21 protein-coding genes are annotated in these 19105 nt (G+C 63.7%); 12 read left to right on the plus strand and 9 right to left on the minus strand.

The features are described from left to right. Positions 1–32: 32 nt before the first annotated feature. Together U1872_RS00585 and U1872_RS00590 are read right to left on the minus strand one after the other, a co-directional pair. Positions 33–1079, minus strand: coding sequence for a glycoside hydrolase family 130 protein (locus U1872_RS00585; RefSeq protein ID WP_332790942.1), 1047 nt, complete (start codon positions 1077–1079; stop codon positions 33–35). Further along, the gene (locus U1872_RS00590) at positions 1076–1843 is read right to left on the minus strand and encodes an SDR family NAD(P)-dependent oxidoreductase (protein WP_332790943.1); all 768 of its coding nucleotides are present in this window, start codon (positions 1841–1843) and stop codon (positions 1076–1078) included. The genes U1872_RS00585 and U1872_RS00590 overlap by 4 nt, the downstream gene beginning before the upstream one ends. Positions 1844–2109: 266 nt before the next feature. Here U1872_RS00590 and rfbA point away from each other — a divergent pair, with 266 nt between their 5' ends. Further along, positions 2110–2997, plus strand: coding sequence for a glucose-1-phosphate thymidylyltransferase RfbA (gene rfbA, locus U1872_RS00595; protein ID WP_332791794.1), 888 nt, complete (start codon positions 2110–2112; stop codon positions 2995–2997). Positions 2998–3141: 144 nt separating this feature from the next. Further along, positions 3142–4212: a dTDP-glucose 4,6-dehydratase gene (gene rfbB, locus U1872_RS00600; RefSeq protein ID WP_332790944.1), complete on the plus strand. Its 1071-nt coding sequence runs from the start codon at positions 3142–3144 to the stop codon at positions 4210–4212. 163 nt (positions 4213–4375) lie between these two features. Here the strand turns inward: rfbB and rpsU are convergent, their stop codons facing one another. Further along, on the minus strand, positions 4376–4576 hold the full coding sequence (gene rpsU, locus U1872_RS00605; protein WP_332790945.1) for a 30S ribosomal protein S21: 201 nt from the start codon (positions 4574–4576) through the stop codon (positions 4376–4378). Positions 4577–4926: 350 nt separating this feature from the next. Beyond that, positions 4927–5556, minus strand: coding sequence for a PEPxxWA-CTERM sorting domain-containing protein (locus U1872_RS00610; protein ID WP_332790946.1), 630 nt, complete (start codon positions 5554–5556; stop codon positions 4927–4929). 722 nt (positions 5557–6278) lie between these two features. On the opposite strand from U1872_RS00610, the gene U1872_RS00615 reads away from it, so the two are divergent. Together U1872_RS00615 and U1872_RS00620 are read left to right on the plus strand one after the other, a co-directional pair. Next, complete coding sequence (locus U1872_RS00615; RefSeq protein WP_332790947.1) at positions 6279–6752, plus strand: PilZ domain-containing protein; 474 nt, start codon at positions 6279–6281, stop codon at positions 6750–6752. A 173-nt stretch (positions 6753–6925) separates the two neighbouring features. Further along, positions 6926–7111, plus strand: a complete 186-nt coding sequence (locus U1872_RS00620) for a hypothetical protein (RefSeq protein WP_332790948.1) — start codon at positions 6926–6928, stop codon at positions 7109–7111. Between the two features lie 47 nt (positions 7112–7158). On the opposite strand, the gene U1872_RS00625 is transcribed toward U1872_RS00620, so the two are convergent. After that, positions 7159–7848, minus strand: coding sequence for a sugar transferase (locus U1872_RS00625; protein WP_332790949.1), 690 nt, complete (start codon positions 7846–7848; stop codon positions 7159–7161). Between the two features lie 658 nt (positions 7849–8506). Between U1872_RS00625 and U1872_RS00630 the strand changes: the two genes are divergently transcribed. The 3 genes from U1872_RS00630 (at position 8507) to U1872_RS00640 (ending at position 11671) form a co-directional block, all read left to right on the plus strand. Further along, positions 8507–9859, plus strand: a complete 1353-nt coding sequence (locus U1872_RS00630) for a cell wall hydrolase (RefSeq protein WP_332790950.1) — start codon at positions 8507–8509, stop codon at positions 9857–9859. Between the two features lie 202 nt (positions 9860–10061). After that, positions 10062–10940 carry an exosortase V gene (gene xrtV / locus U1872_RS00635; RefSeq protein WP_332790951.1) on the plus strand — a complete coding sequence of 293 codons (879 nt, stop codon included), beginning with the start codon at positions 10062–10064 and terminating at the stop codon, positions 10938–10940. After that, positions 10937–11671, plus strand: coding sequence for an exosortase C-terminal domain/associated protein EpsI (locus U1872_RS00640; protein ID WP_332790952.1), 735 nt, complete (start codon positions 10937–10939; stop codon positions 11669–11671). The genes xrtV and U1872_RS00640 overlap by 4 nt, the downstream gene beginning before the upstream one ends. On the opposite strand, the gene U1872_RS00645 is transcribed toward U1872_RS00640, so the two are convergent. Next, positions 11625–11876, minus strand: coding sequence for an XrtV sorting system accessory protein (locus U1872_RS00645; RefSeq protein ID WP_332790953.1), 252 nt, complete (start codon positions 11874–11876; stop codon positions 11625–11627). The two genes, U1872_RS00640 and U1872_RS00645, sit on opposite strands and share 47 nt — an antisense overlap. Positions 11877–12223: 347 nt before the next feature. Here U1872_RS00645 and U1872_RS00650 point away from each other — a divergent pair, with 347 nt between their 5' ends. After that, positions 12224–12832 carry a PEPxxWA-CTERM sorting domain-containing protein gene (locus U1872_RS00650; RefSeq protein ID WP_332790954.1) on the plus strand — a complete coding sequence of 203 codons (609 nt, stop codon included), beginning with the start codon at positions 12224–12226 and terminating at the stop codon, positions 12830–12832. A 119-nt stretch (positions 12833–12951) separates the two neighbouring features. On the opposite strand, the gene U1872_RS00655 is transcribed toward U1872_RS00650, so the two are convergent. Further along, entirely contained in the window at positions 12952–13500 is a 549-nt protein-coding gene (locus U1872_RS00655; protein WP_332790955.1) for a hypothetical protein, read from the minus strand. Positions 13501–13798: 298 nt separating this feature from the next. On the opposite strand from U1872_RS00655, the gene U1872_RS22830 reads away from it, so the two are divergent. Next, on the plus strand, positions 13799–14440 hold the full coding sequence (locus U1872_RS22830; RefSeq protein ID WP_443025325.1) for a PEPxxWA-CTERM sorting domain-containing protein: 642 nt from the start codon (positions 13799–13801) through the stop codon (positions 14438–14440). Here U1872_RS22830 and U1872_RS00660 read toward each other — a convergent pair. Beyond that, positions 14406–14891, minus strand: a complete 486-nt coding sequence (locus U1872_RS00660; protein WP_332790956.1) for a retropepsin-like aspartic protease family protein — start codon at positions 14889–14891, stop codon at positions 14406–14408. The two genes, U1872_RS22830 and U1872_RS00660, sit on opposite strands and share 35 nt — an antisense overlap. 80 nt (positions 14892–14971) lie before the next feature. After that, positions 14972–15850 (minus strand): hypothetical protein, encoded by an 879-nt coding sequence (locus U1872_RS00665; protein WP_332790957.1) that lies wholly within the window; start codon positions 15848–15850, stop codon positions 14972–14974. A gap of 132 nt (positions 15851–15982) precedes the next feature. On the opposite strand from U1872_RS00665, the gene U1872_RS00670 reads away from it, so the two are divergent. The 3 genes from U1872_RS00670 to U1872_RS00680 all read left to right on the plus strand — a co-directional run bounded on the left by U1872_RS00670 (position 15983) and on the right by U1872_RS00680 (position 19050). Next, positions 15983–16996 carry a glycosyltransferase family 2 protein gene (locus U1872_RS00670; RefSeq protein WP_332790958.1) on the plus strand — a complete coding sequence of 338 codons (1014 nt, stop codon included), beginning with the start codon at positions 15983–15985 and terminating at the stop codon, positions 16994–16996. A gap of 140 nt (positions 16997–17136) precedes the next feature. After that, on the plus strand, positions 17137–17913 hold the full coding sequence (locus U1872_RS00675) for a peptidyl-prolyl cis-trans isomerase (RefSeq protein ID WP_332790959.1): 777 nt from the start codon (positions 17137–17139) through the stop codon (positions 17911–17913). Positions 17914–17925: 12 nt separating this feature from the next. After that, positions 17926–19050 (plus strand): glycosyltransferase family protein, encoded by a 1125-nt coding sequence (locus U1872_RS00680; protein ID WP_443025326.1) that lies wholly within the window; start codon positions 17926–17928, stop codon positions 19048–19050. Positions 19051–19105 lie beyond the last annotated feature (55 nt).

Raw genomic sequence — 19105 nt, forward strand, 5'->3', positions numbered from 1 at the left:
GTGATGCCGGCCGGGGTCCGCCCGGTCCGGGTTCAGCTCCGCCGCAGCCGCGCGCGCGCCAGGCGCCGGTCCTCGAGCGAGTAATACAGCCAGACCTCGCCATCGCGACTGGTGACCGAAGCGGCGAACGCAATGTCGCTCGCCGTCCGGTCGGGGACCGGTGGCGGGGTGATCAGCGGCTCGATGCAGCGGTCGATCACGCGGGTCAGTTCGCGATCGAACGCCACCCAGCCGATCCGCCAGCGCGCATCGTGCGTCGCGCCATTGTAGAACATCACCGGCATCTCGGGATCGTCGAGCAGCATCGGGCCGGTCGACAGATGCCAATTGTCCCACCCGTCCTCGCGCGGCATGAACGGGGTCGGCTGCTCGGCCCACGGCCCGTCGACTTTGGGGCCGATCGCCAAGCCGACGCGGCTCGCCTCGTCGGCGGCATATTCGTAGAACAGGCTCCAGCGCCCGTCCTTCTCGCGATCGACCGTCGCTTCCTTGGTGTTGCCGAGCGACTTGGTCGAGGCCAGCGCGACACCGGCCTTGACCAGCGCGTCGACGCTTGGCCCGACGGCGTAGAACATCTCGCCATGCGCCATGTCGGCCTCGACGCCGGTGTAATAGACGACGTAGCTGCCGTCCTCCATCCTCACCACGGTCGGGTCTTCCACCCCGCCCGCATCCTGTTCGCCGGTGCCGCCGGGGAGGATCGAAGGCTGGTCGAGCATTGCGAAATGGACGCCGTCGTCGCTCCACCCGGCCCAGATGATGCCGGTGTCGGTCATCGGCTCGCCGGGCCGCGTCACCGCGCGGACCATGATGCCGAACCTGCCATCGGGCTCCAGCCAGACGAACGGGCTCATCAGGTCGCGCGCCATCAGCCGCGGCGGTCCCGCTAGCTGAAGGTCCTGAAGCTCCTGCACGTTGAAATCGACCGAACCCGACGAGCGATAGACCAGCACCTTGCGGTCGCCGGTCACGCTGTCGGCGGGCAGGCGCGACCGCACGATCGGCACGCCGGGCGCAATCTCCGCCTGATTGGTGGCGGCGGCGGCAGACGACGGCGTTGCGCGCGTGCCCGCGATCATGCGCCGAGCGCCTGCATCAGCGACAGGCCTCCGTCGATCACGATCCGCGCGCCGGTGATGTAGGACGCCTTGTCCGAGGCGAGGAACACCGCGAGATCGCCCACTTCCTCGGGCCGGCCGGCGCGGTCCATCGGGATGTTCCGTTCGAGCGACGCGCGATAGGCGGGATCGGTGCTGGCCCGCGCGTTCATCGGCGTGAGGATCATGCCCGGCTCGATCGCGTTCACGCGGATGCCGTTGGGCGCTTCCTCGATCGCGAGCGTCTCGATCAGATTGGTCAGGCCGCCCTTGGCCGCGCAATAATCCGCACCGCCGGCCCGCACCGCATAAGCGTGGATCGACGAGATGTGGATGATGGCGCCGGGCGTGTTGGCGGGCCGGTCGCGGACGAAGCGGCGCGACGTGAGGAACGCGCCGGTCAGATCGGTGTCGAGCATGCGCTGCCATTGCGGTAGCGTCATCTGCCGCACCGGCACGCCCGCCATGTTGATACCGGCCGAATTGACCAGCACGGTGACCCGTCCGAAGGCCTGCTCGGCGGCCGCGAATGCCGCCTCGACCGATGCCTCGTCGCCGACGTCGCACTGGACCGCGATCGCTTCGCCGCCTGCCGCCTTCACTTTTGCGACGGTGTCGCTGCCGTCGTTATGGGCATCGTGGAACAGCACGACGACCTTGTCCCCCAGCGCGCCGAACGCGATCGCGCAGGCCGCGCCGATCCCGCTCTCCGCGCCGCTTACCAACACGCACCTGCCGTCTGCCACCACATTGCCCTTTTCAAGTCTGTCCGATCGTATCGGCGCGCGCCTTGTCGCGAGCAATTCTCATTTTTGTCATGTTGCGGCCGGCGTCGATGCCGCGCCCCGCTGCACCCTGCAGCGCGTTCCGAGATCAGGAATCGCGCGGCCCGGATCGGGCCATTCATTCAATCTCCAGAATTTGGATGGATAGGGCGAAAGAGGATTTCGCGCACGCCGCGTGGCGACCGCCAAGGCGGGCCTGGTTCGGCGCCGTGCAGATGGGGGCAGTCATGCGCAAGGGTATCATATTGGCCGGCGGCAGCGGGACACGGCTCTATCCCCTGACCAAGGGCGTCTCGAAGCAATTGATGCCGGTCTATAACAAGCCGCTGATCTATTATCCGCTGTCGACGCTGCTGCTCGCCGGGGTGCGCGAGATCCTGATCATCACCACACCGGACGATCAGCCGGCGTTCAAAGCGTTGCTGGGCGATGGCAGCGATTGGGGTATCCGGCTCGACTACGCGGTCCAGCCCGAGCCGGCCGGGCTTGCGCAAGCCTATCATATCGGTGGCGACTTCGTCGGGGACTCGCCATCGATGCTCGTGCTGGGCGACAATATCTTCTACGGCCACGGCCTGGTCGACCTGCTGGCGAGCGCCGACGACCGCACCGAGGGGGCGACGGTGTTCGGCTACTTCGTGCAGGATCCCCAATCCTACGGTGTCGTATCGTTCGACAAAGCCGGCCGCGCCGAAACGATCGAAGAGAAACCGCTGGTTCCGAAATCCAATTACGCCGTCACGGGGCTCTATTTCTATGACCAGGACGCGGTCCGGCTGGCGCGCGACCTGAAGCCCAGCGCGCGCGGCGAACTGGAGATTACCGACCTGAACCGCCGCTATCTCGACGCCGGCAAACTCACGGTCGAGATCATGGGGCGGGGCTATGCCTGGCTCGATACCGGAACCCATGCGTCGTTGCTCGACGCCGCGCTGTATGTCCGCATTACCGAAGAGCGCCAGGGGCTCAAGATCTGCTGTCCCGAAGAAATCTGCTGGCGCCTCGGTTTCATCGACGACGCCCAATTGGAGAAAGTCGCGGCGCCGCTCCGCAAGAGTGGCTATGGCGAATATCTGATGGGTCTTCTGCAGGGCAAGGCGGCGCTTTCCGCGTGATCGGTCGCGCACCCGAGCGGCGGCCGGCAGCTGTGTCGGAAGGCGCTGCCGCCGCGTCTGGCGCGCCGGCAGTCTGCCCTGCTCGGCGCGCTATTTCCCCCGGGCGCGTTGCCCGGCAAACGGTGATCGGCGAGATCGGCATCCATGGCTAATGTGATCGTGACCGGCGGCGCCGGCTTCATCGGCGCAAATTTCGTGCATCACTGGCGGCAGGTCGCGCCTGCCGACGGCATCGTCGTGCTCGACATCCTCACCTATGCGGGCAATCCTGCCAATCTCGACGGCCTCGATGGCGTCACGCTGGTCGAGGGCGATATCTGCGATACGCCGCTCGTCAGCCGGCTGATTGCCGATCACGCGATCGACACGATCGTCCACTTCGCGGCCGAAAGCCATGTCGATCGCTCGATCACGGGCCCCGACGCCTTCGTCACCACCAACGTCGTCGGCACGCACAGTCTGCTCAAGGCGGCCAAGACGGCGTGGCTCGACCATGGGACGGGAAAACCGCACCGGTTCCACCATGTCTCGACCGACGAAGTGTATGGCACGCTCGGGCCCGACGACCCCGCGTTCAGCGAAACGACGCCCTATGCGCCCAATTCGCCTTACTCGGCGTCGAAGGCGGGCTCGGACCATCTCGTGCGCGCCTATCACCACACCTATGGGCTGGAGACGACGACCAGCAACTGCTCGAACAATTACGGGCCGTTCCAGTTTCCCGAAAAGCTCATCCCGCTCTTCATTCTCAACGCGCTGTCGGGCAAGCCTTTGCCGATCTACGGCGACGGCAAGAACGTGCGCGACTGGTTGCATGTCGCGGATCATTGCAGCGGAATCGAACGGATCCTGCGCCACGGCCGCATCGGCGAGACCTACAATGTCGGTGGCGGCCAGGAATTGCCCAATTTCCGGGTCGTCGACGAGATCTGCCGTGGTGTCGATGCGGCCTTTGCGGCCGATCCCGAGCTGGCGCGGCGGTTTCCCGGTGCGCCCGCCGCGCGCGGGCGCCCGACCGCCAGCCTCAAGACCTATGTCGAGGATCGCAAGGGTCACGACCGGCGCTATGCGATCGACGAGACGAAGATCCGCGGGGAATTGGGCTACGCCCCGGCCCGCGATTTCCCGCAGGGGTTTGCGGAAACGCTCGCCTGGTATCTGGCGCGCGAGGCGTGGTGGCAGCCCTTGATCGCACGCGCCGCGCTCGCGCGCTGAAATGCCGGAGGTCGAAGCGGCGACCGGCCCATGCGCTGTCGGCGTCGCGCGCGCGCGCCATCGCCTGGCCGCACGCGCGCGCGACGCAACGGGCGAGATGCCGAAGCGTGCGTCGAGCGTGGCCGGGCCTAGCGTCGCACGGCTTGCGAATCGGTCTGGGCGCTCAGCCGTCCTTCTCTGCGCGCTTCCGATCGGCCTTGCGGGCGCGGCGGACGGCGGCAGCGTGCTGCCGCGCCCGCTTCTCGGACGGCTTTTCGTAATGCTTCCGCAGCTTGAGCTCGCGGTAGACGCCTTCGCGCTGAAGCTTCTTCTTCAGGACGCGCAGGGCCTGATCGACATTGTTATCGCGTACGATGATCTGCATGCGAGACGTTCCGATATGTCATGTGACTATTAGGGGCTGCGTCCTCTCTATGGCGTGGTGGCCCGCGCGCCAAGTCTCGATCTGTCGAACAGATCGCACTTAGCTGCGCAATGCCGCCGCGCCCGGCAGGACATCGTGCGTCGTCAGGCGTTCGCACCGGACCCCATGACCACGCGCGCACCGTAGCGAGGGCTCCCCAGCGAGCGCAGCGGTCGCTCGACCGGCAGCGATTTTGCCCGTGACGGGGGAGAAGAGTCTCAGCCTTGGTTTTCGGCGCTAGGGCGTCGCGTCATAAAAAACGCCGCCCCGCTGAAGCAGGGCGGCGCCTTTTCGAGCGAAGTGCCTGGCGATTACGCCAGCGCGAGCTTGCCGCGCGAGCGACGCGACGAGCGCAGGCCCATGCCAGCGAAGCCGAAGCCGAGGATCATCATCGCCCAGGTGGCGGGCTCAGGCGCCGCGCTGACGATGTTGTCGATCTCGAACGAGTTCGTGGTCGACTTGAACAGCGCCGAGGTGATCACCTGCGACGACGAGCCGGTATCGAAGGTCAGGCGTACGTCGGTGGAGCCATTGGTGTTGCCGAACTGCGAACCCGTGAACAGTTGCGTGATCGTCGTGTTGGTCGACAGGTTCAGGATCGACAACGTGACCGAATTGTACGTGTCGATCGAGCCCGCGATGAACGACAGGACCGGTGCGAATGTCGGAAGCGTGTAGGTATATTCGCCGCCACCGAGCACCGCCAGATAATTGCCGGTCGAACCACTGGGGCGCTTGCCGACGTTAGCGACGGACGCATCCAGGACCTGGACGTTGGGCGCGAGGAACGAATTTGCTGCGAAACCGCTGAAATCCTGGACCGTGCCGGCGTTGTTGACGGTGGAATTCACCGATCCGACCGTGACCGTGGCTGCCGAAGCAGGCGCCGCGGCGATGGTGGCGGCGAGTGCCGCTGCGAATGTAAGTCCAAGCTTGCGCATTTTCGCTCCCCTTTACGGGACGACCAATCGCCCCATTTCCTTGTTTCTTAACAAAAGCCCCTGTTAAGGCCTGTCGATCCGTGAGGTTCAGTATTTCTTAATACATCGTTTTGCAACACCGATTCCTGTTGGCGTGGGGTGTGTAGCATTTCGGGACAATTGGCCGAGCGGTTATGCATCGCATCGCCGTAGCCCGGCAGTACATTTGCACAATCGCAGTCGCGTAAACCGCGAAGAGACTCCTGGTTCGATCTGAAATACGCCAGCACACGCTAATACAGCGCCAATACGGTGATCGCGGTGTGCGGAACTGTGAACGTTCCCGGGGGCGGCTACTCGACTGCGGGTATTCGGCGGATCGACCGACTGTCGCCGATGAGCACGGGCCGTGTCTCTCGACGTGCAGAGTCTGCCACGCGAGATCTGCGGCTGGCGAGAAAAACTGTATGGAGGATCATAAAAATATGTCGTATGATCGAAGATCGGAAAAACAAAATGTTTTTAATTGGAAGTAAGGTATCCCAATAAACAATGATCGATCGCCTAGGTTGTTCGCACCAATCTTGGTCTGTAGGTGGATCACGCAAGGAGATTGGTTCGAAATGGAGCATTTCCTAATTGATCTAGTTAAGAAACGTCATTGATCGCAATCCCGTTAAGGCCGCTCTGTTAACTAAGGATTAAGCCTATCATGGCATCACCTTATGAAACAGGAGATATGTGTGTCCGTTGCCGTAAAGATGATCCGCTCCGGGCGCCATGGTCGCAGGCTTGAGGTCGGCATGGCGGCCACTCTGCGAGACGGGGATCTCAATCCCGTCGACGTCGATATCGAGGATATCTCGGTCTCGGGGTTTCGGATGCTTACCGCCTTACCGTTTGATCTCGGCGAGCGCTTTACCATCGGCATTACCGGGCTCGGCATGCAATCTGCCGTGATCGCACGGCAGTTTGCAGAAGGGTATGGGTGCGAATTCACCGAGTCGGTCTCGCAAAGCTATATCGATCGCCTGCAGGAGTTCGGAAACCCCGAGAACATCGCGCAGTTCAGCGTGGGGGAAAGTCTTCAGGACGAGCAGGACGACAGCGCTGCCGGCGACCAGCGCTATCCCGCCAAGGTCCGGGTGGCGATGATTGTCGGCTCGGCAACGATCTGCTGGGTTCTCGTGCTGCTCGCGGCGAAAAGCGTGCTCTGACCGCGTTGCGTTCGGCCCGCGCGAGACACCCATATCCACTCGCCTTCGCGGTCTCGTCAAATCCAAGCGGAACCGCGTAATTTTAGGTGCGTTTAAGATCTGAAACGTCCATACTGTCCCGGAATGGGGCAGCCGCAATCCACAACATGGATGCGGATACGTAGGAGGTTAGGATGATCGAAGTACGCCCGAAAATCGTCAAAGGCCGGGTTCGTGGCAATTTCCGCCTGGTCCGCGCGCCCTTCCGCACCATGATGACCCCCGACGCCGTCGACCAGCTCGACATTGCGCGGGGCGTGCTGGTCGGGCTTGGCATCAGCGCGGCGCTCTGGGCGGTCATCCTGCATTCCATCATCTAGCCACGCTCACGCGCGCGATTAATGCAGAACGAACGCGATCTATTGCCTCAATAGGAGCCCTTGGCCAGCAAGACACTGGGGATTGTGTAGGCAAGGATCTTGAGGTTGAGCTTGAACGAGACCGACCGGCTGTAGGCCACGTCGAACGCCACCCGCCGGCGATATGACACGTTATTGCGTCCGCTGATCTGCCAAAGCCCGGTAATGCCCGGCTTTGTCAGGCAGTAATGCGCGAAATAGCGGCCATATCGCGAGACTTCCGCATCGACGATCGGGCGCGGGCCGACCAGGCTCATCTCGCCTTTGAGGACGTTGATGAGCTGGGGCAGCTCGTCCATGCTGCTTTTGCGCAGGAAACCGCCGATCCCGGTAATCCGCGGGTCGCGCTTGAGCTTGTGATCGCGCTGCCATTCCTCGCGGGCGGCGAGGTCGGTCTGGAGCACGTGCTGGAGCCGCTCTTCGGCGTTGGTCGCCATCGACCGGAACTTGAAACAGCGAAAATGGACGCCGTGTTGCCCGATGCGGCGTTGCGCAAAAAAGATCGGCCCCGGGTCGAAGGCGAACACCAGTATCGCAACGAGCACGAGCAGCGGGAACAGAAAGGCGAGTGCAGCGAGCGCGACGGTCAAATCGAGCGCACGAATCGCTGACGCACGTGAAAGCAACACTGTTTCCTTCGATGTGGGCGCACGTCGAGCCTCTTGAATCACGATCGGCCTACGCTTCGACTTGGTCACTGCTCAAAACACCTTGATCACTCGATGCTGCGGCGCACCATACCATGCATATCCACGTCGTGCATGCCTCGTTCGAAGACGTTTTCAGGTTTTTGGGAACCGTTCAGGCGTGTATTTTTCACGTGCGCAGGTAAAAGTCGGAGTATTGGAACATGCCCAGGGCACGAATCGACACACTCCGAATATTCAAGCGTATCCTTAATATCAAATTATGCCAATGGCGGCCGGTTATTCCGAAATGTTGTCGGTTTCGCCAAACATTTTCCTCCTGCTTCGCTAGGGACGATCCACGCGGGTGGATCGATCCGAGATCCGCCGCTGTTTTCGCCGCGCGTCAGGAAGCGTGCGCTGGTCGCAGCGTGGCCGTCCGCGTCTAAGTCCTGCACCGTCATGCTACGGCGTCCTCGGCGACGTCATGAACGAATATCGGTAAAGAAGTGCTTTACGCAGTGTGTTCGGTCGGGGAACGCCTCTCGAGCCAGGCACGGCGTCGCGAACTGCCGCGATACGACGCTGCGCCAGACGGCTGTCTTCTGCCCGGGATGATCCGCTCCCGATCATTCCTTCGCTATTTCGACCGCGTGCGGTAAGGGCACGCTCCGTTTCCGCTGAGGAGCCGTTAGTGCCGTCGTCTTCGCATGTCGTCAGGTCTGCTCCCGTGCCTGGTGCAGCATCCCCCGGTCTTATCCTCAAGGCGGTCGTTGTCGCGATCGCGATCCTGGCGATCGTCGTTCCGACGCTGCTCCTGCGCGTCGCGCCACCGCTGGTGCGCCTCCATGCCCCGCGCGCCGCGCCGGCGCGCGTCATACCGGCGGCCGAACTGCCGGCGGTCGAACCGGTCGCGTATCAGGATCTCTATCCCAGCGAAGCGCGCACCTTCAATGCATCGGTGCCGTTCGTCGACGGGCCCAATCCGCCCGCGCGCCCGTTCAAGCTCGCCGGTGACGACGCGCAGCGCGCCCGCGCGATCGACTGCATGGCCGCAGCCGTGCTGTACGAAGCCGGCGATGATCCGCGTGGCCAGCGCGCAGTCGCGCAAGTCGTGATCAACCGGGTTCGTCACCCCGCTTTCCCCAAGACGATCTGCGGCGTGGTGTTCCAAGGCGCCGAGCGCACGACCGGATGCCAGTTCACGTTCACGTGCGATGGCGCGCTGGTGCGGCACCACTGGCTCGACGTGCAATGGGCGCGGGCGCGCCAGGTCGCGACGGCGGCGCTGTCCGGCGACGTGTTCGCCCCCGTCGGCTATGCCACGCACTATCATACCGACTGGGTCGTGCCGTATTGGCAATCGAGCCTCGACAAGATCGCCGCGGTCGACACGCATCTGTTCTTCCGCTGGACCGGCTGGTGGGGCACGCCCGCCGCCTTCCATCGCGAGGTTTCGCCAGACGAGCCCGTCATTGCCCAGCTTGCGGCATATTCCCCGGCGCACCGGATGGCCGCAGGGTCGATCGAGGCGCCGGGCGAAACGACCGATCCGGCGTCGATCGCGACCAGTGGATCTCCGGCCGTCGCGATGCTGCCGCTCGCCAGCGACCCAAATCTCTATTTGATCACGCTCGACGTCCACGGGGCGCCTGACGAGTTTGCGGCACTGGCGCTCAGGCTCTGCGGCGACAGGCCGCTCTGCAAGGTGATGGGCTGGAGTGACCGGGCCAAGACCCCCACCGCATGGCCGCTTCAGCCGCTGCAGATGGCGGCGATGGGGTTCAGCTATTTGCGCGATCTGCGCGACCGGGCGCATCCCTTCGATCGCACGCAATGGAACTGCGCCGAGTTTCCCCGCCCCGATCCCAAGCAGTGCATGCGGGTTCAAGCGGTGTTCCCACTGTCCCATGCGGCAGAAACCGCCAAGGCGGAGGGGGCAGGGGCGGCCTCGGCCGAACCGCCCGTCGCCGATGGATCGCCGGCCACCCGGCACAAGGACGAGGCATCCACGGTCAAGCCCGCGCCGGCGGTCAAAGCGACACCGGCAGTACTCCCCGCGCCCGTAAGGGCGGGGCGCTAGGCGTCGCTTGCCGCGATGCGCTGCGGCGGTGGTCGCGCCAGTCCGCGTGGCCGAGCTATACTAGCGCTTCCTTAACCGCTTGTCCTTGATACGGCATTGCGCGACAAGGCCACCCGTTTCGCCGCGCAAGACACAGGCGCGAAGCTTGTTCTTTTCCCGAGGTGCCGAGGTCCTGTCTATGCGAAGTTCTGCCGCGCCCGGTTTGCTCGCTTCCGACGTCTGGCGCGGCCAAGGCTGGCAATCTTGGCTGTGGTTGATTCCGCTGGCGATCGGAGTCGCGGCGCTGGTCGTGCCGACCATGATCGGTATCGCGGCAGTCTCCTGGTCGACGGAACAGGGCGCACACGGGCCGATCGTGCTCGCGATCGGCGTGTGGCTGATCGCCCGGCGCTGGAAAGCCATTACGGCGGAGGCGGAACCGGGCAATGTCTGGATCGGCGGCCCGGTCCTCCTTGCCGCGCTCGTCGGCTATCTGGCAGCGCGGGTGATCGGCAGTATCGTGATCGAAAGCGCGATGATGTATCTCGCGCTCGTCACCGCTCTGTATCTCTTCGTCGGTTTCAGGTCGCTGCGCGAAAACTGGTTTCCGATTGCCTATCTTCTTTTCGTGCTGCCCCCTCCCGGCAGTTGGGTGGCGGTCACCACGCAACCGTTGCGGCTGGAAATCTCGCAGCGCGCCGTCGATGTGCTCGCATTCCTGCACTATCCGGTCGCTCGCTCCGGTTTGTTGATCTACGTCGATCAATATATCCTCGAGGTCAAAGCGGCATGCGGCGGCTTGAATTCGATCATCAGCCTCACCGCGATCGGGCTGTTTTACGGGTACGTCCTGCATAATGTGAACGTGCGCTACACGATTCTCCTGTTCTTCGTGACGATCGCGATGGCGGTTGCGGCCAACTTCGTCCGGGTTCTCGCCCTGGTTCTGATCACCTATTATCTTGGCGACCGCGCCGCGCAGGGCTTCCTCCATGAATTTGCCGGGCTGACGATGTTCGCTGTGGCGATGGGCGGGGTGTTGCTGTTCGATCGGGTCGCTGGCCCGATCCGGCGTGCGTTGTCGTCGGAGGCAGCGGCATGAGTCCCCCCACCATGCTCGATCGTCGCCAGCTCCTCGGACGCTCGCTCGTCGTCGGCGGGGCGCTCGCGCTGACGTCGGCGACCGCCTTTGCGGCAATGCCGCGCCGCGCCGAACATCGCTTGGCGCATGCGAAACTGGGAAAGCTCATCCCCACGCAAATCGGGCCGTGGCGTTTCGCCACCAGCGACGGTGTCGTCGTGCCAGGCGAAGAGGGGCCGGTCGACGGCTATGATCAGGTGGTCACGCGCGTCTACGAAGCCAGCGGCCTGCCGTCGGTGATGCTGCTGATGGCCTATGGCAGCACGCAGGGGGGCAGCCTGCAGCTGCATCGCCCCGAAACCTGTTATCCCGGCCAGGGGTTCAAGCTTACGAGCTTTTCCGACGTGGACCTTCATCCCGCGCCCGACGAATCGATCGCCGCGCGGACATTCACCGCCTCGCGCGATGATCGGATCGAGCGGCTGATCTATTGGACGCGCATCGCCGAGTCGTTTCCGCGGAGCACGGCACAGGAATATCGGGCGATCATCGGCAGCGTGCTGCACGGGATTGTGCCCGACGGTATTCTCGTGCGCCTCTCGTCGGTCGGTACGAACATCCGCGCGTCGGACGAAGCGCTGGCGAAGTTCGCGGCGGCGATGATCGATGGCGCCGCGGCTGGCCGGGCGATCCTGGTTGGCAATTCTATGGCTGCGGCGATCGCCCGAAGGGACGCAACACGTAGAATATAAAGGCAAGCGTCCCGACGATGACGACCGCCGCCAGAATGCCATAGCCATTATTGCCGAGATAATTGGAAACGGCACATCCGACCGCAGCGACGAGATATTGCCACATCGCGTCCTTGGGTTCCGAGTCGCTGAGCGAGCGTTGCAGGAACAACACGATCAGACCTGCAAAGATCATCATCGCCAGGACGTCGAATACGGTGTTCATGGATGGGGCCTTACTCGTTCGGGGCGCAATGGCATGATTGGCATAGAGCAAGCTGTTCGTCGAAGCGAGTTCGAGATAGATTCGCGAGAAAATTGTTTTACCGCACAGCTTTACGCCTCGGGTGTGCGGAACTGGCACATAATCGGCCCGCGCCGGGCGCGAATCGCGTTGCTCTCTGCAGACTTAACATTTAGTAAACCTTTCAAGCAGTGGTCATCCGTCTCCCCAAAACTTGTGGGCGCGTACTGGTTATCGTAATATTTCAATGGGATACGGGCGAATCGGTCGTCCTGCGAAAAGGGAGCAAGAAAATGCGCAAGTTCGGCGTTCTACTGACAGCAGCTTTTATGGCGACCGTCGCGGCCGCACCGGCTTCGGCCGTCACGGTGCAGTTCGCGCCCGGTGTCACCACCACCGTCAACAACGGCACGGTGCTCCAGAACTTCAACGGGTTTACGCCGGGGTCGTCGGTTACCTCGTCGTCGAACACGGCCGCCTACCAGGTGCTGGCGCTCAATTCGGACGTCGTCAACGTCGGCAAGACCCCGAATGGTTCGGGCGGCGCTGGCGACAACTATGCGGCGATCCTCGGCGGCGGTTTCTACTCGATCGTGCTGCCGTCGTTCGCGCCGGTTCTGTCGTTCCTCGCGGGCTCGCTCGATCCGTATAACTCGGTGACGCTCTCGTTGGTCGATACCAAGACCGGGACGACCACGTCGCAGATGTTCAGCGCGTTCGGTAACGGCGATGGTCGCATCACCTTCGACACCGGTTCGAACACCACGCTGATCACCGCGGCGCTGTTCCAGTCGGGCCAGAACTCGTTCGAGATCGACAACATCGTCAGCGCGGCGCCCGAGCCGGCGACCTGGGCGATGATGATCCTCGGCTTCGGTTTCGCAGGCATGGGCCTGCGCTCCTCGCGCCGTTCGCGTGGGAAGCTCGCGCTGGCCTAATCGCCACACGACGACCTACGAAAAACACCGCCTTGCTCTGCAAGGCGGTGTTTTTTTGTGTTGGGGATGGTGTGCGTCGTGGGCGGCGAGGGCGCCGCGGCTACGGCGCCGCGGTCAGGCTAGTACAGCCAGTTGGTCCACTGCGCGACCGGCGACCATCCGGCAGCCTGCTTGTGGAACGCGTAGGTCGTTCCCCAATGCCCGGCGGTGACCGATACGAAAGCGACGTTTTTTGCGACGACCGGGTTGGAGGCCGTATAGATTGGCGAGCACGCCGTATCGACCCTGTTGCGGATCCACCACCGCGACTTCGCCAAGGGCGCGGCGGCCGTCTCGCTGATCGTGACGCGCGTCTCGTCCTGGTCGAGCGAGAGTTGCGCGGCGGCGCTATTGAGCTGGCCCTGCAACGCGTTCGACAGCGTCCGCGCCGCTTGCTGCGGCTTGTTCAGGACGATGTGATCGGCGCGGATCTGATCGTCGAACAATTGCTGCGCCGACAGCATGCCTTCCGGTCGTAGGGGTTGCGGCGCAAACCACTCAAGCCTCCCCCGCGCTGGATCGGGCGCGACCATCATCGTCCGAAAAATGGCGAGGGGCTTGCCGCGCGTGCGGCCGTCGATGCAGACCGGCTTGCCGTCCGCGGTCAGGAGCACGAGCAAGGATTGCATCACCTGTCCCGTGTCATCGGCCTGCACCGGGCTTCCGCCTGCGCATCCGCTCAGTATCGCGCTGCCTGCAAGTGCCAATAACGACGCGATTTTACTTGTACGCTGCAAGCTATGTTGCCTCCTGATGCGCCAACCATAAGCGGCGATTCGGCAATAGCAAGGCAGTGTCGTCCTGTTGTCACAGCCGTCCCATAATGAATGAAGATTTCCCTAACCACCTCCGCATTTTTGCTGGTACACCGGAAGAATGGCCGATTTCTCAACCCTCTATTTAAGCAATCATCGCAATCAGCGATACATGCTGGTGGGCAGCGCTGCCCTGGCGTTAGTGTGCGGCCTCGCGCCGCGCAACGAGCGGGCGTTGTTCGTGATCGGCGATCGCCCGGCGACAAAGGCATTCGCAGCAATTGCGCCGCCTGCCTTCAACGGCTTTTTTGACAATGGCGGGCAGGGCGGCGGGCGCTCGTACCGGTTCCGGGCGCCTGTCCGCCCACAAGGGCGCGGCGTGCAGGTTCCGAACGGGCTCGAGCCGGGCGGTCCAGCCGCTGCGGTTCCGGGTGGGCCGGGTGGGCCGGGTGTGCCCAATGTCGGGGGATCGCCAGTCCAGCTCGCGTCGCTCGATCCCGGCGGCCCCGGGATCCCAGGGGCGCCGCTTGCCGGATCGGTACCGCAGACATTCGGAGCAGCAGGACCACCAAATGGCGGGGGCGGTCCGACAAATCCGACTGGCCCGGGCAATCCGACTGGGCCCGGCAATCCGACCGGGCCGGGTTCTCCGGTAGGGCCGGGCACACCGACCACCCCGATAACGCCGGTAGCAGCGCTGCCTGAACCTGCGACTTGGGCGATGATGATCTTCGGGTTTTTCGGGATCGGTGCCGTCTTGCGTCGTCGGGTCAGGCTGATCAATTCAACTCGAGGCGATCGCCTTCGAATTTGAGCGATTGCAGGCGCGACAAGGCGCTTTGTCCGAGCAACGAGACGGTCAGGCCGCTATCGACGGTTATCGCATCGACATCGTCGAGCGACTGGCCTGCCACGATCAACCGATCGACATAGCCTCGCCTGCCCGGCGCAGAGCCGCCGACGGTCTGCAGCGCATCGTTACCTGCGGGCGCGTTCGCCATGCCGATCCGCGCCGCATCCACCTTGGTGAGCACTACGACATTGGATCCGGTGTCTATGATGAAACGGACGGCTTTGCCGTTGACGATAGCGCTTGTGTAAAAAAGGCCATCCGGCGCGCGATGAATCGTGCGACCGACCGCTTCTGGGGGCCCCGCGCTCGAAGTTGCGGCGACTGACGCCGGGGCAACGGTCAGTGCGAACGTCTTGCTGGACGGAGACGAAGCGCCGATCGCCCCGAAGGGCACGCTCGTCGAGGCCAGCAACAGCGCTCCCGAAATGGCGATCGTTTTGAACATGGTCCCGGTTTAACGGGACCTTGCTCCACAAGCGTTTGCGGATACGGTTAAGCTTCCGTTAGGGGCGGTTCGGGAGGCGCCAGGGCTTTCTCAAACCATCGTACTCGGCGATGCTGCCAAGCGCCGAACACCAAGAAAACCAGCGCGCCGATCCCAAGCTCTATGGCGAGCTCGATATACGGCCAGCGCATCTCGTGGTCGCTTGCGAACAACACATAATAGGGCGGTTCGACGGTAAAACCGGCGTAGCGATACAGGCGGACGATTTCGCCAGGCAGCCCATCGCGCTTGAGCACTCCCGTCATAGAGGTCGTGCCGGTGGCGCGCGGCGCCGTCTCGGGCGGAAGCTCGACGAAGAATTGTAGCGTCGTGCTCGATGAACCGGGTGCCACGATCGGAGCATAGCGCACGTTATGATGCGCGACGATCACGTCTTCGTTGAACGCGGCGACTCGGTCATACAGGATGGCGCCATCGATGGTGCTCGGCCCTTCGCTCGGCAAGCTGATCACAGGCCGGGCGAGATCGATGCGTTGGGGCGGTCCGACACTCGTGGGAAGGGTGAGGATCAGCAACAGCGTTGCCGCCGCCGCCGCCAGGCACGCGGCGCCGGTCCCCAGCAAGACGCGGCGAAAAACGATCGCCGATCGCAGCGTCGCCAGGCCGAGGCGTTGATCCGATTCCCGCTTGCGCACGCGCAAGAAGAGCAGAAGGCCCGGAGAGGCCAGCAAAGCGATGAGGACCAGATAGGTCGCGCTGGGGTAGAAGCTTCCAAAGACATTGAACTGCCACTCGGCCAACAATGCCATCGCGCCGCTGTAGTTGACGCTCTCCCATAGGAAAAAGAGCGAGATCAGGATGGCCCAGGCGATGATGCCACCTGTGACGAGTTGCCGTTGATCTCGTTTGCGCTGTGTCGTCGCCACTGGCTTCCCCTCTGGCCTGCACCCTATGCGCAGACAGCATTGAACACCAGTAATCGATCAGATGATACAATGGTTGCCAATCCATAAGGAATTCGGCCTAGGAGGAATGCGACTCGCGATCCCGGAGACCTGATGCCGCAGCCGTCCAGCCTTTTGATCGTTGTGCCCTGCCTAGACGAAGAAGCCGCACTGCCCGATTTGCTCGCGTGGTTGGTGCAGGAAGCTGGCCCCGATGCGCTGATCGTGGTGGCCGATGGCGGCAGTCGCGATTCGAGCGTCGCGATCGTCGAGCATTTCGCACTGCAGCATCCGATGGTGCGCCTGATGGACAACCCGCACCGTGTTCAGAGCGCTGCCGTCAATCTCGCGGCGAAGCGCTTTGGCGCGGACCGGGACTGGCTGGTCCGGATCGATGCGCATTGTGGCTACCCGGTGGGCTATATCGATCGGCTGCTCGACTCGGCCAGGCTGCACGAAGCGACCAGCGTCGTGGTGCCGATGGTGACCCAAGGTGGCGCCTGTTTCCAAAGCGCGGCGGCTGCAGCCCAGAATTCGGTCATGGGAACGGGCGGCTCACCCCATCGTCATCTCGTGAGCGGTCGCTATGTCGACCATGGCCATCACGCGCTGTTCAACCTCGCTGCGTTCCTCGCGGTTGGCGGCTATGACGAGACCTTTTCGCATAATGAGGATGCCGAGCTCGACCATCGACTCGGCCTGGCCGGCGGACGGATATGGCTCGAGCCGAAGGCAAGCCTGATCTATCATCCGCGCAAGACGGCCGGGCGCCTGTTGCGGCAATATTGGAATTACGGCCGTGGGCGTGCCCGGACGGTCGCCAAGCACCAGTTGACGCTCAAGCTGCGACAGGCCGCGCCGCTCGTCACTGCACCGAGCATTGTGCTGGCGTTGCTGGGACTTGTCCTCGCCACCGTCGACAGCAGGTTTGCGCTGCTTGCGCTCCCGGCTTTGGCCTGGGCGCTGTTGTGCCAGGCCTTCGCGGTGATGCTGGCGCTCCGCGCGCGTTCGGTCTGCGTGCTCGCCTCGGGGCTTGCCGCGATGGTCATGCATGCGGGCTGGTCCGCAGGGTATTGGTCGTGGCTGTTCTCGGCGCGTCGAGTTGTCCCCGCCCAGGCGATCCGCTAGGGGCAGGGCAGTACATAAGGCTGGAAAATAGACGTGTTGGCGGTGCGCCACGCGGGGGGGATCACAGAATGACCACTTCGAAACAGGGGCGTTCGGCCCGTCGGCTCGGTATCGCGGTCGCGTTGCCGTTGACTCTCGCTATGCTGGGCGCCTGCTCGAAACAGGTCGGCGGGCAGGTCGTGGCCGTGGTCAATAACGAGGAAGTAACCCGCCAGGAGCTTCAGGCCGAAGCCGAGGCGGCCCGTGTGCCGGCAACCGCGGACAAGCACACAGCAACGGTCGCGCTGCTCCAGCGCGTCGTCGATCGGACGTTGCTCGCCGACTACGCCCATCAACAAGGGCTGGATCGTGGTCCGGAATTCGTGGCGCGACGCCGCTTCCTCGAGCAGACGTTGCTCGCGGAACTCGCGTTGCGCAAGCTTGCCGGGACGCAACCAGAGCCCACTCAGGCCGAAGTGCAGGCCTTCATCGCGGCGCATCCGACGATGTTTTCCCAGCGCCAGCAGCTGACACTCGACCAGGTGCAATTCCCGGTTCTCGCGGACACCAAGCAATTTCAGAGCATCGCCAAGCTCCCGACGATGGACGCGGTCGTTCAGCAGCTCAAGGCTGCGGGTATCGCCTATAAGCGCGGGACGCCGGTGGTCGACACCGGAGCGCTCGAGCCGTCTGTCGCAAGCCAGATCATCAATCTGCGCAACGGTGAGGTTTTTGATATCTCGACCGGAGGCGTGAGCTTCATCAGCGTCATCACCGCCCGCAGCACCGCGGCCACGCAACCGGCCGCATGGGCTGCGACTGCGACCGAAGCGATCCGGCGCGAACGATCGGGAAAGACGCTCGAGGCGTCGATGGCGAAGCTGCGCAAGGACGCCAAGATCGAATATGATCCGGCGCTGAAACCGAAGGGGGCGTAAATCTTGTCGTCCGTGATCCGGTCGGGCGCGCCGCGCCTGGCCTATTTCGTCCACGATGTCGCCGATGCCGCGGTGGCGCGCCGGGTCGGGATGCTTCACGCGGCGGGCGTCGTGGTCACGGTGATCGGTTTTCGTCGCCGTGCGGTCCCGCTCGACACGATCGATGGCGCGCGTGTCGTCGATCTCGGGCAGACCGGCGACGGGCGCTTCGTTCAACGCATCTGGGCCGTGCTGCGCAATTTGGCAGCGTTTGACACCGTCCGCCGCGCCGTGTCCGACGCGGACGTGCTGATGGCACGCAATCTCGAGACGCTCGTGCTCGCGGCGCGTGCGGCGAAGGGGCGACGGCTGGTCTATGAATGTCTCGACATTCACCGGATGCTGCTCACCGATGGCCTTCTGCCGGGGCTCGTCCAGCGTGTCGAACGAGCAGCGCTGCGCAAGGTCGCGCTGATCGTGACGAGTTCACCACGGTTTGCCGATGCCTACTTCCGTGATCGGCGTGGGGTCGCAACGCCGGTCCTATTGGTCGAGAACAAGCTCCCGATGCTGACGGACCCGCCGGCTGCGCGGTCGGCGGTCGGGGCGGTGGCAGGCCCGCCCTGGGTGGTCGGCTGGTTCGGTATGCTCCGGTGCAAGCGCAGCCTCGCGATCCTGGCGGAGCTCGCCGCGGCATCCAACGGCCGCGTCGAAGTGCTCATCGCCGGTATTCCCTCCGACGCGGAATTCAGCGACTTCGCCGAGACCGTCGCGGCTATGCCGGGTGTGACGTTCGTCGGCCGCTATCAGGCAGGCGACCTTGCCGCTCTCTACGGACGCGTGCATTTCGCGTGGGCGATCGACTTTTTCGAAGAAGGGCTCAACTCGACCTGGCTGTTGCCGAATCGTCTGTACGAGTCGCTTGGCTATGGCGCGGTGCCAATCGCCTTGGCGACCGTCGAAACCGGGGCGTGGCTCAAGCGCAACCACGTTGGACTGGTGATCGACACCGCGGAGGAAGCGGCGGCCCATCTGCAGAGCATGTCGATCCCGAAATATGGGGAGCTTGCCGCTGCCGTCGCCGCATTGCCGCGCGCGACGATCGAGCTGACCGCCGAGGAGAATGCCGCGATCGTCGCGACAATCGTCGGGAACTGACCGCGGCGCTTCCTCTGCCGCCCTGCCTGGAATGGCGCATCAGGAAATCGCGCTA

The sequence above is a fragment of the Parasphingomonas frigoris genome (assembly GCF_036663815.1).
Taxonomy (GTDB): domain Bacteria; phylum Pseudomonadota; class Alphaproteobacteria; order Sphingomonadales; family Sphingomonadaceae; genus Sphingomonas.

What these genes read in the sequence shown, in the direction of transcription:
- U1872_RS00645 (WP_332790953.1), bottom strand. Translation starts at nt 11,876, where the DNA reads ATGAACACCGTATTCGACGTCCTGGCGATGATGATCTTTGCAGGTCTG.
- rfbA (WP_332791794.1), top strand. Translation starts at nt 2,110, where the DNA reads ATGCGCAAGGGTATCATATTGGCCGGCGGCAGCGGGACACGGCTCTAT.
- U1872_RS00620 (WP_332790948.1), top strand. Translation starts at nt 6,926, where the DNA reads ATGATCGAAGTACGCCCGAAAATCGTCAAAGGCCGGGTTCGTGGCAAT.
- U1872_RS00585 (WP_332790942.1), bottom strand. Translation starts at nt 1,079, where the DNA reads ATGATCGCGGGCACGCGCGCAACGCCGTCGTCTGCCGCCGCCGCCACC.
- U1872_RS00670 (WP_332790958.1), top strand. Translation starts at nt 15,983, where the DNA reads ATGCCGCAGCCGTCCAGCCTTTTGATCGTTGTGCCCTGCCTAGACGAA.
- U1872_RS00640 (WP_332790952.1), top strand. Translation starts at nt 10,937, where the DNA reads ATGAGTCCCCCCACCATGCTCGATCGTCGCCAGCTCCTCGGACGCTCG.
- U1872_RS00650 (WP_332790954.1), top strand. Translation starts at nt 12,224, where the DNA reads ATGGCGACCGTCGCGGCCGCACCGGCTTCGGCCGTCACGGTGCAGTTC.
- U1872_RS22830 (WP_443025325.1), top strand. Translation starts at nt 13,799, where the DNA reads ATGCTGGTGGGCAGCGCTGCCCTGGCGTTAGTGTGCGGCCTCGCGCCG.
- rfbB (WP_332790944.1), top strand. Translation starts at nt 3,142, where the DNA reads ATGGCTAATGTGATCGTGACCGGCGGCGCCGGCTTCATCGGCGCAAAT.
- rpsU (WP_332790945.1), bottom strand. Translation starts at nt 4,576, where the DNA reads ATGCAGATCATCGTACGCGATAACAATGTCGATCAGGCCCTGCGCGTC.
- U1872_RS00675 (WP_332790959.1), top strand. Translation starts at nt 17,137, where the DNA reads ATGCTGGGCGCCTGCTCGAAACAGGTCGGCGGGCAGGTCGTGGCCGTG.
- U1872_RS00655 (WP_332790955.1), bottom strand. Translation starts at nt 13,500, where the DNA reads ATGCAATCCTTGCTCGTGCTCCTGACCGCGGACGGCAAGCCGGTCTGC.
- U1872_RS00610 (WP_332790946.1), bottom strand. Translation starts at nt 5,556, where the DNA reads ATGCGCAAGCTTGGACTTACATTCGCAGCGGCACTCGCCGCCACCATC.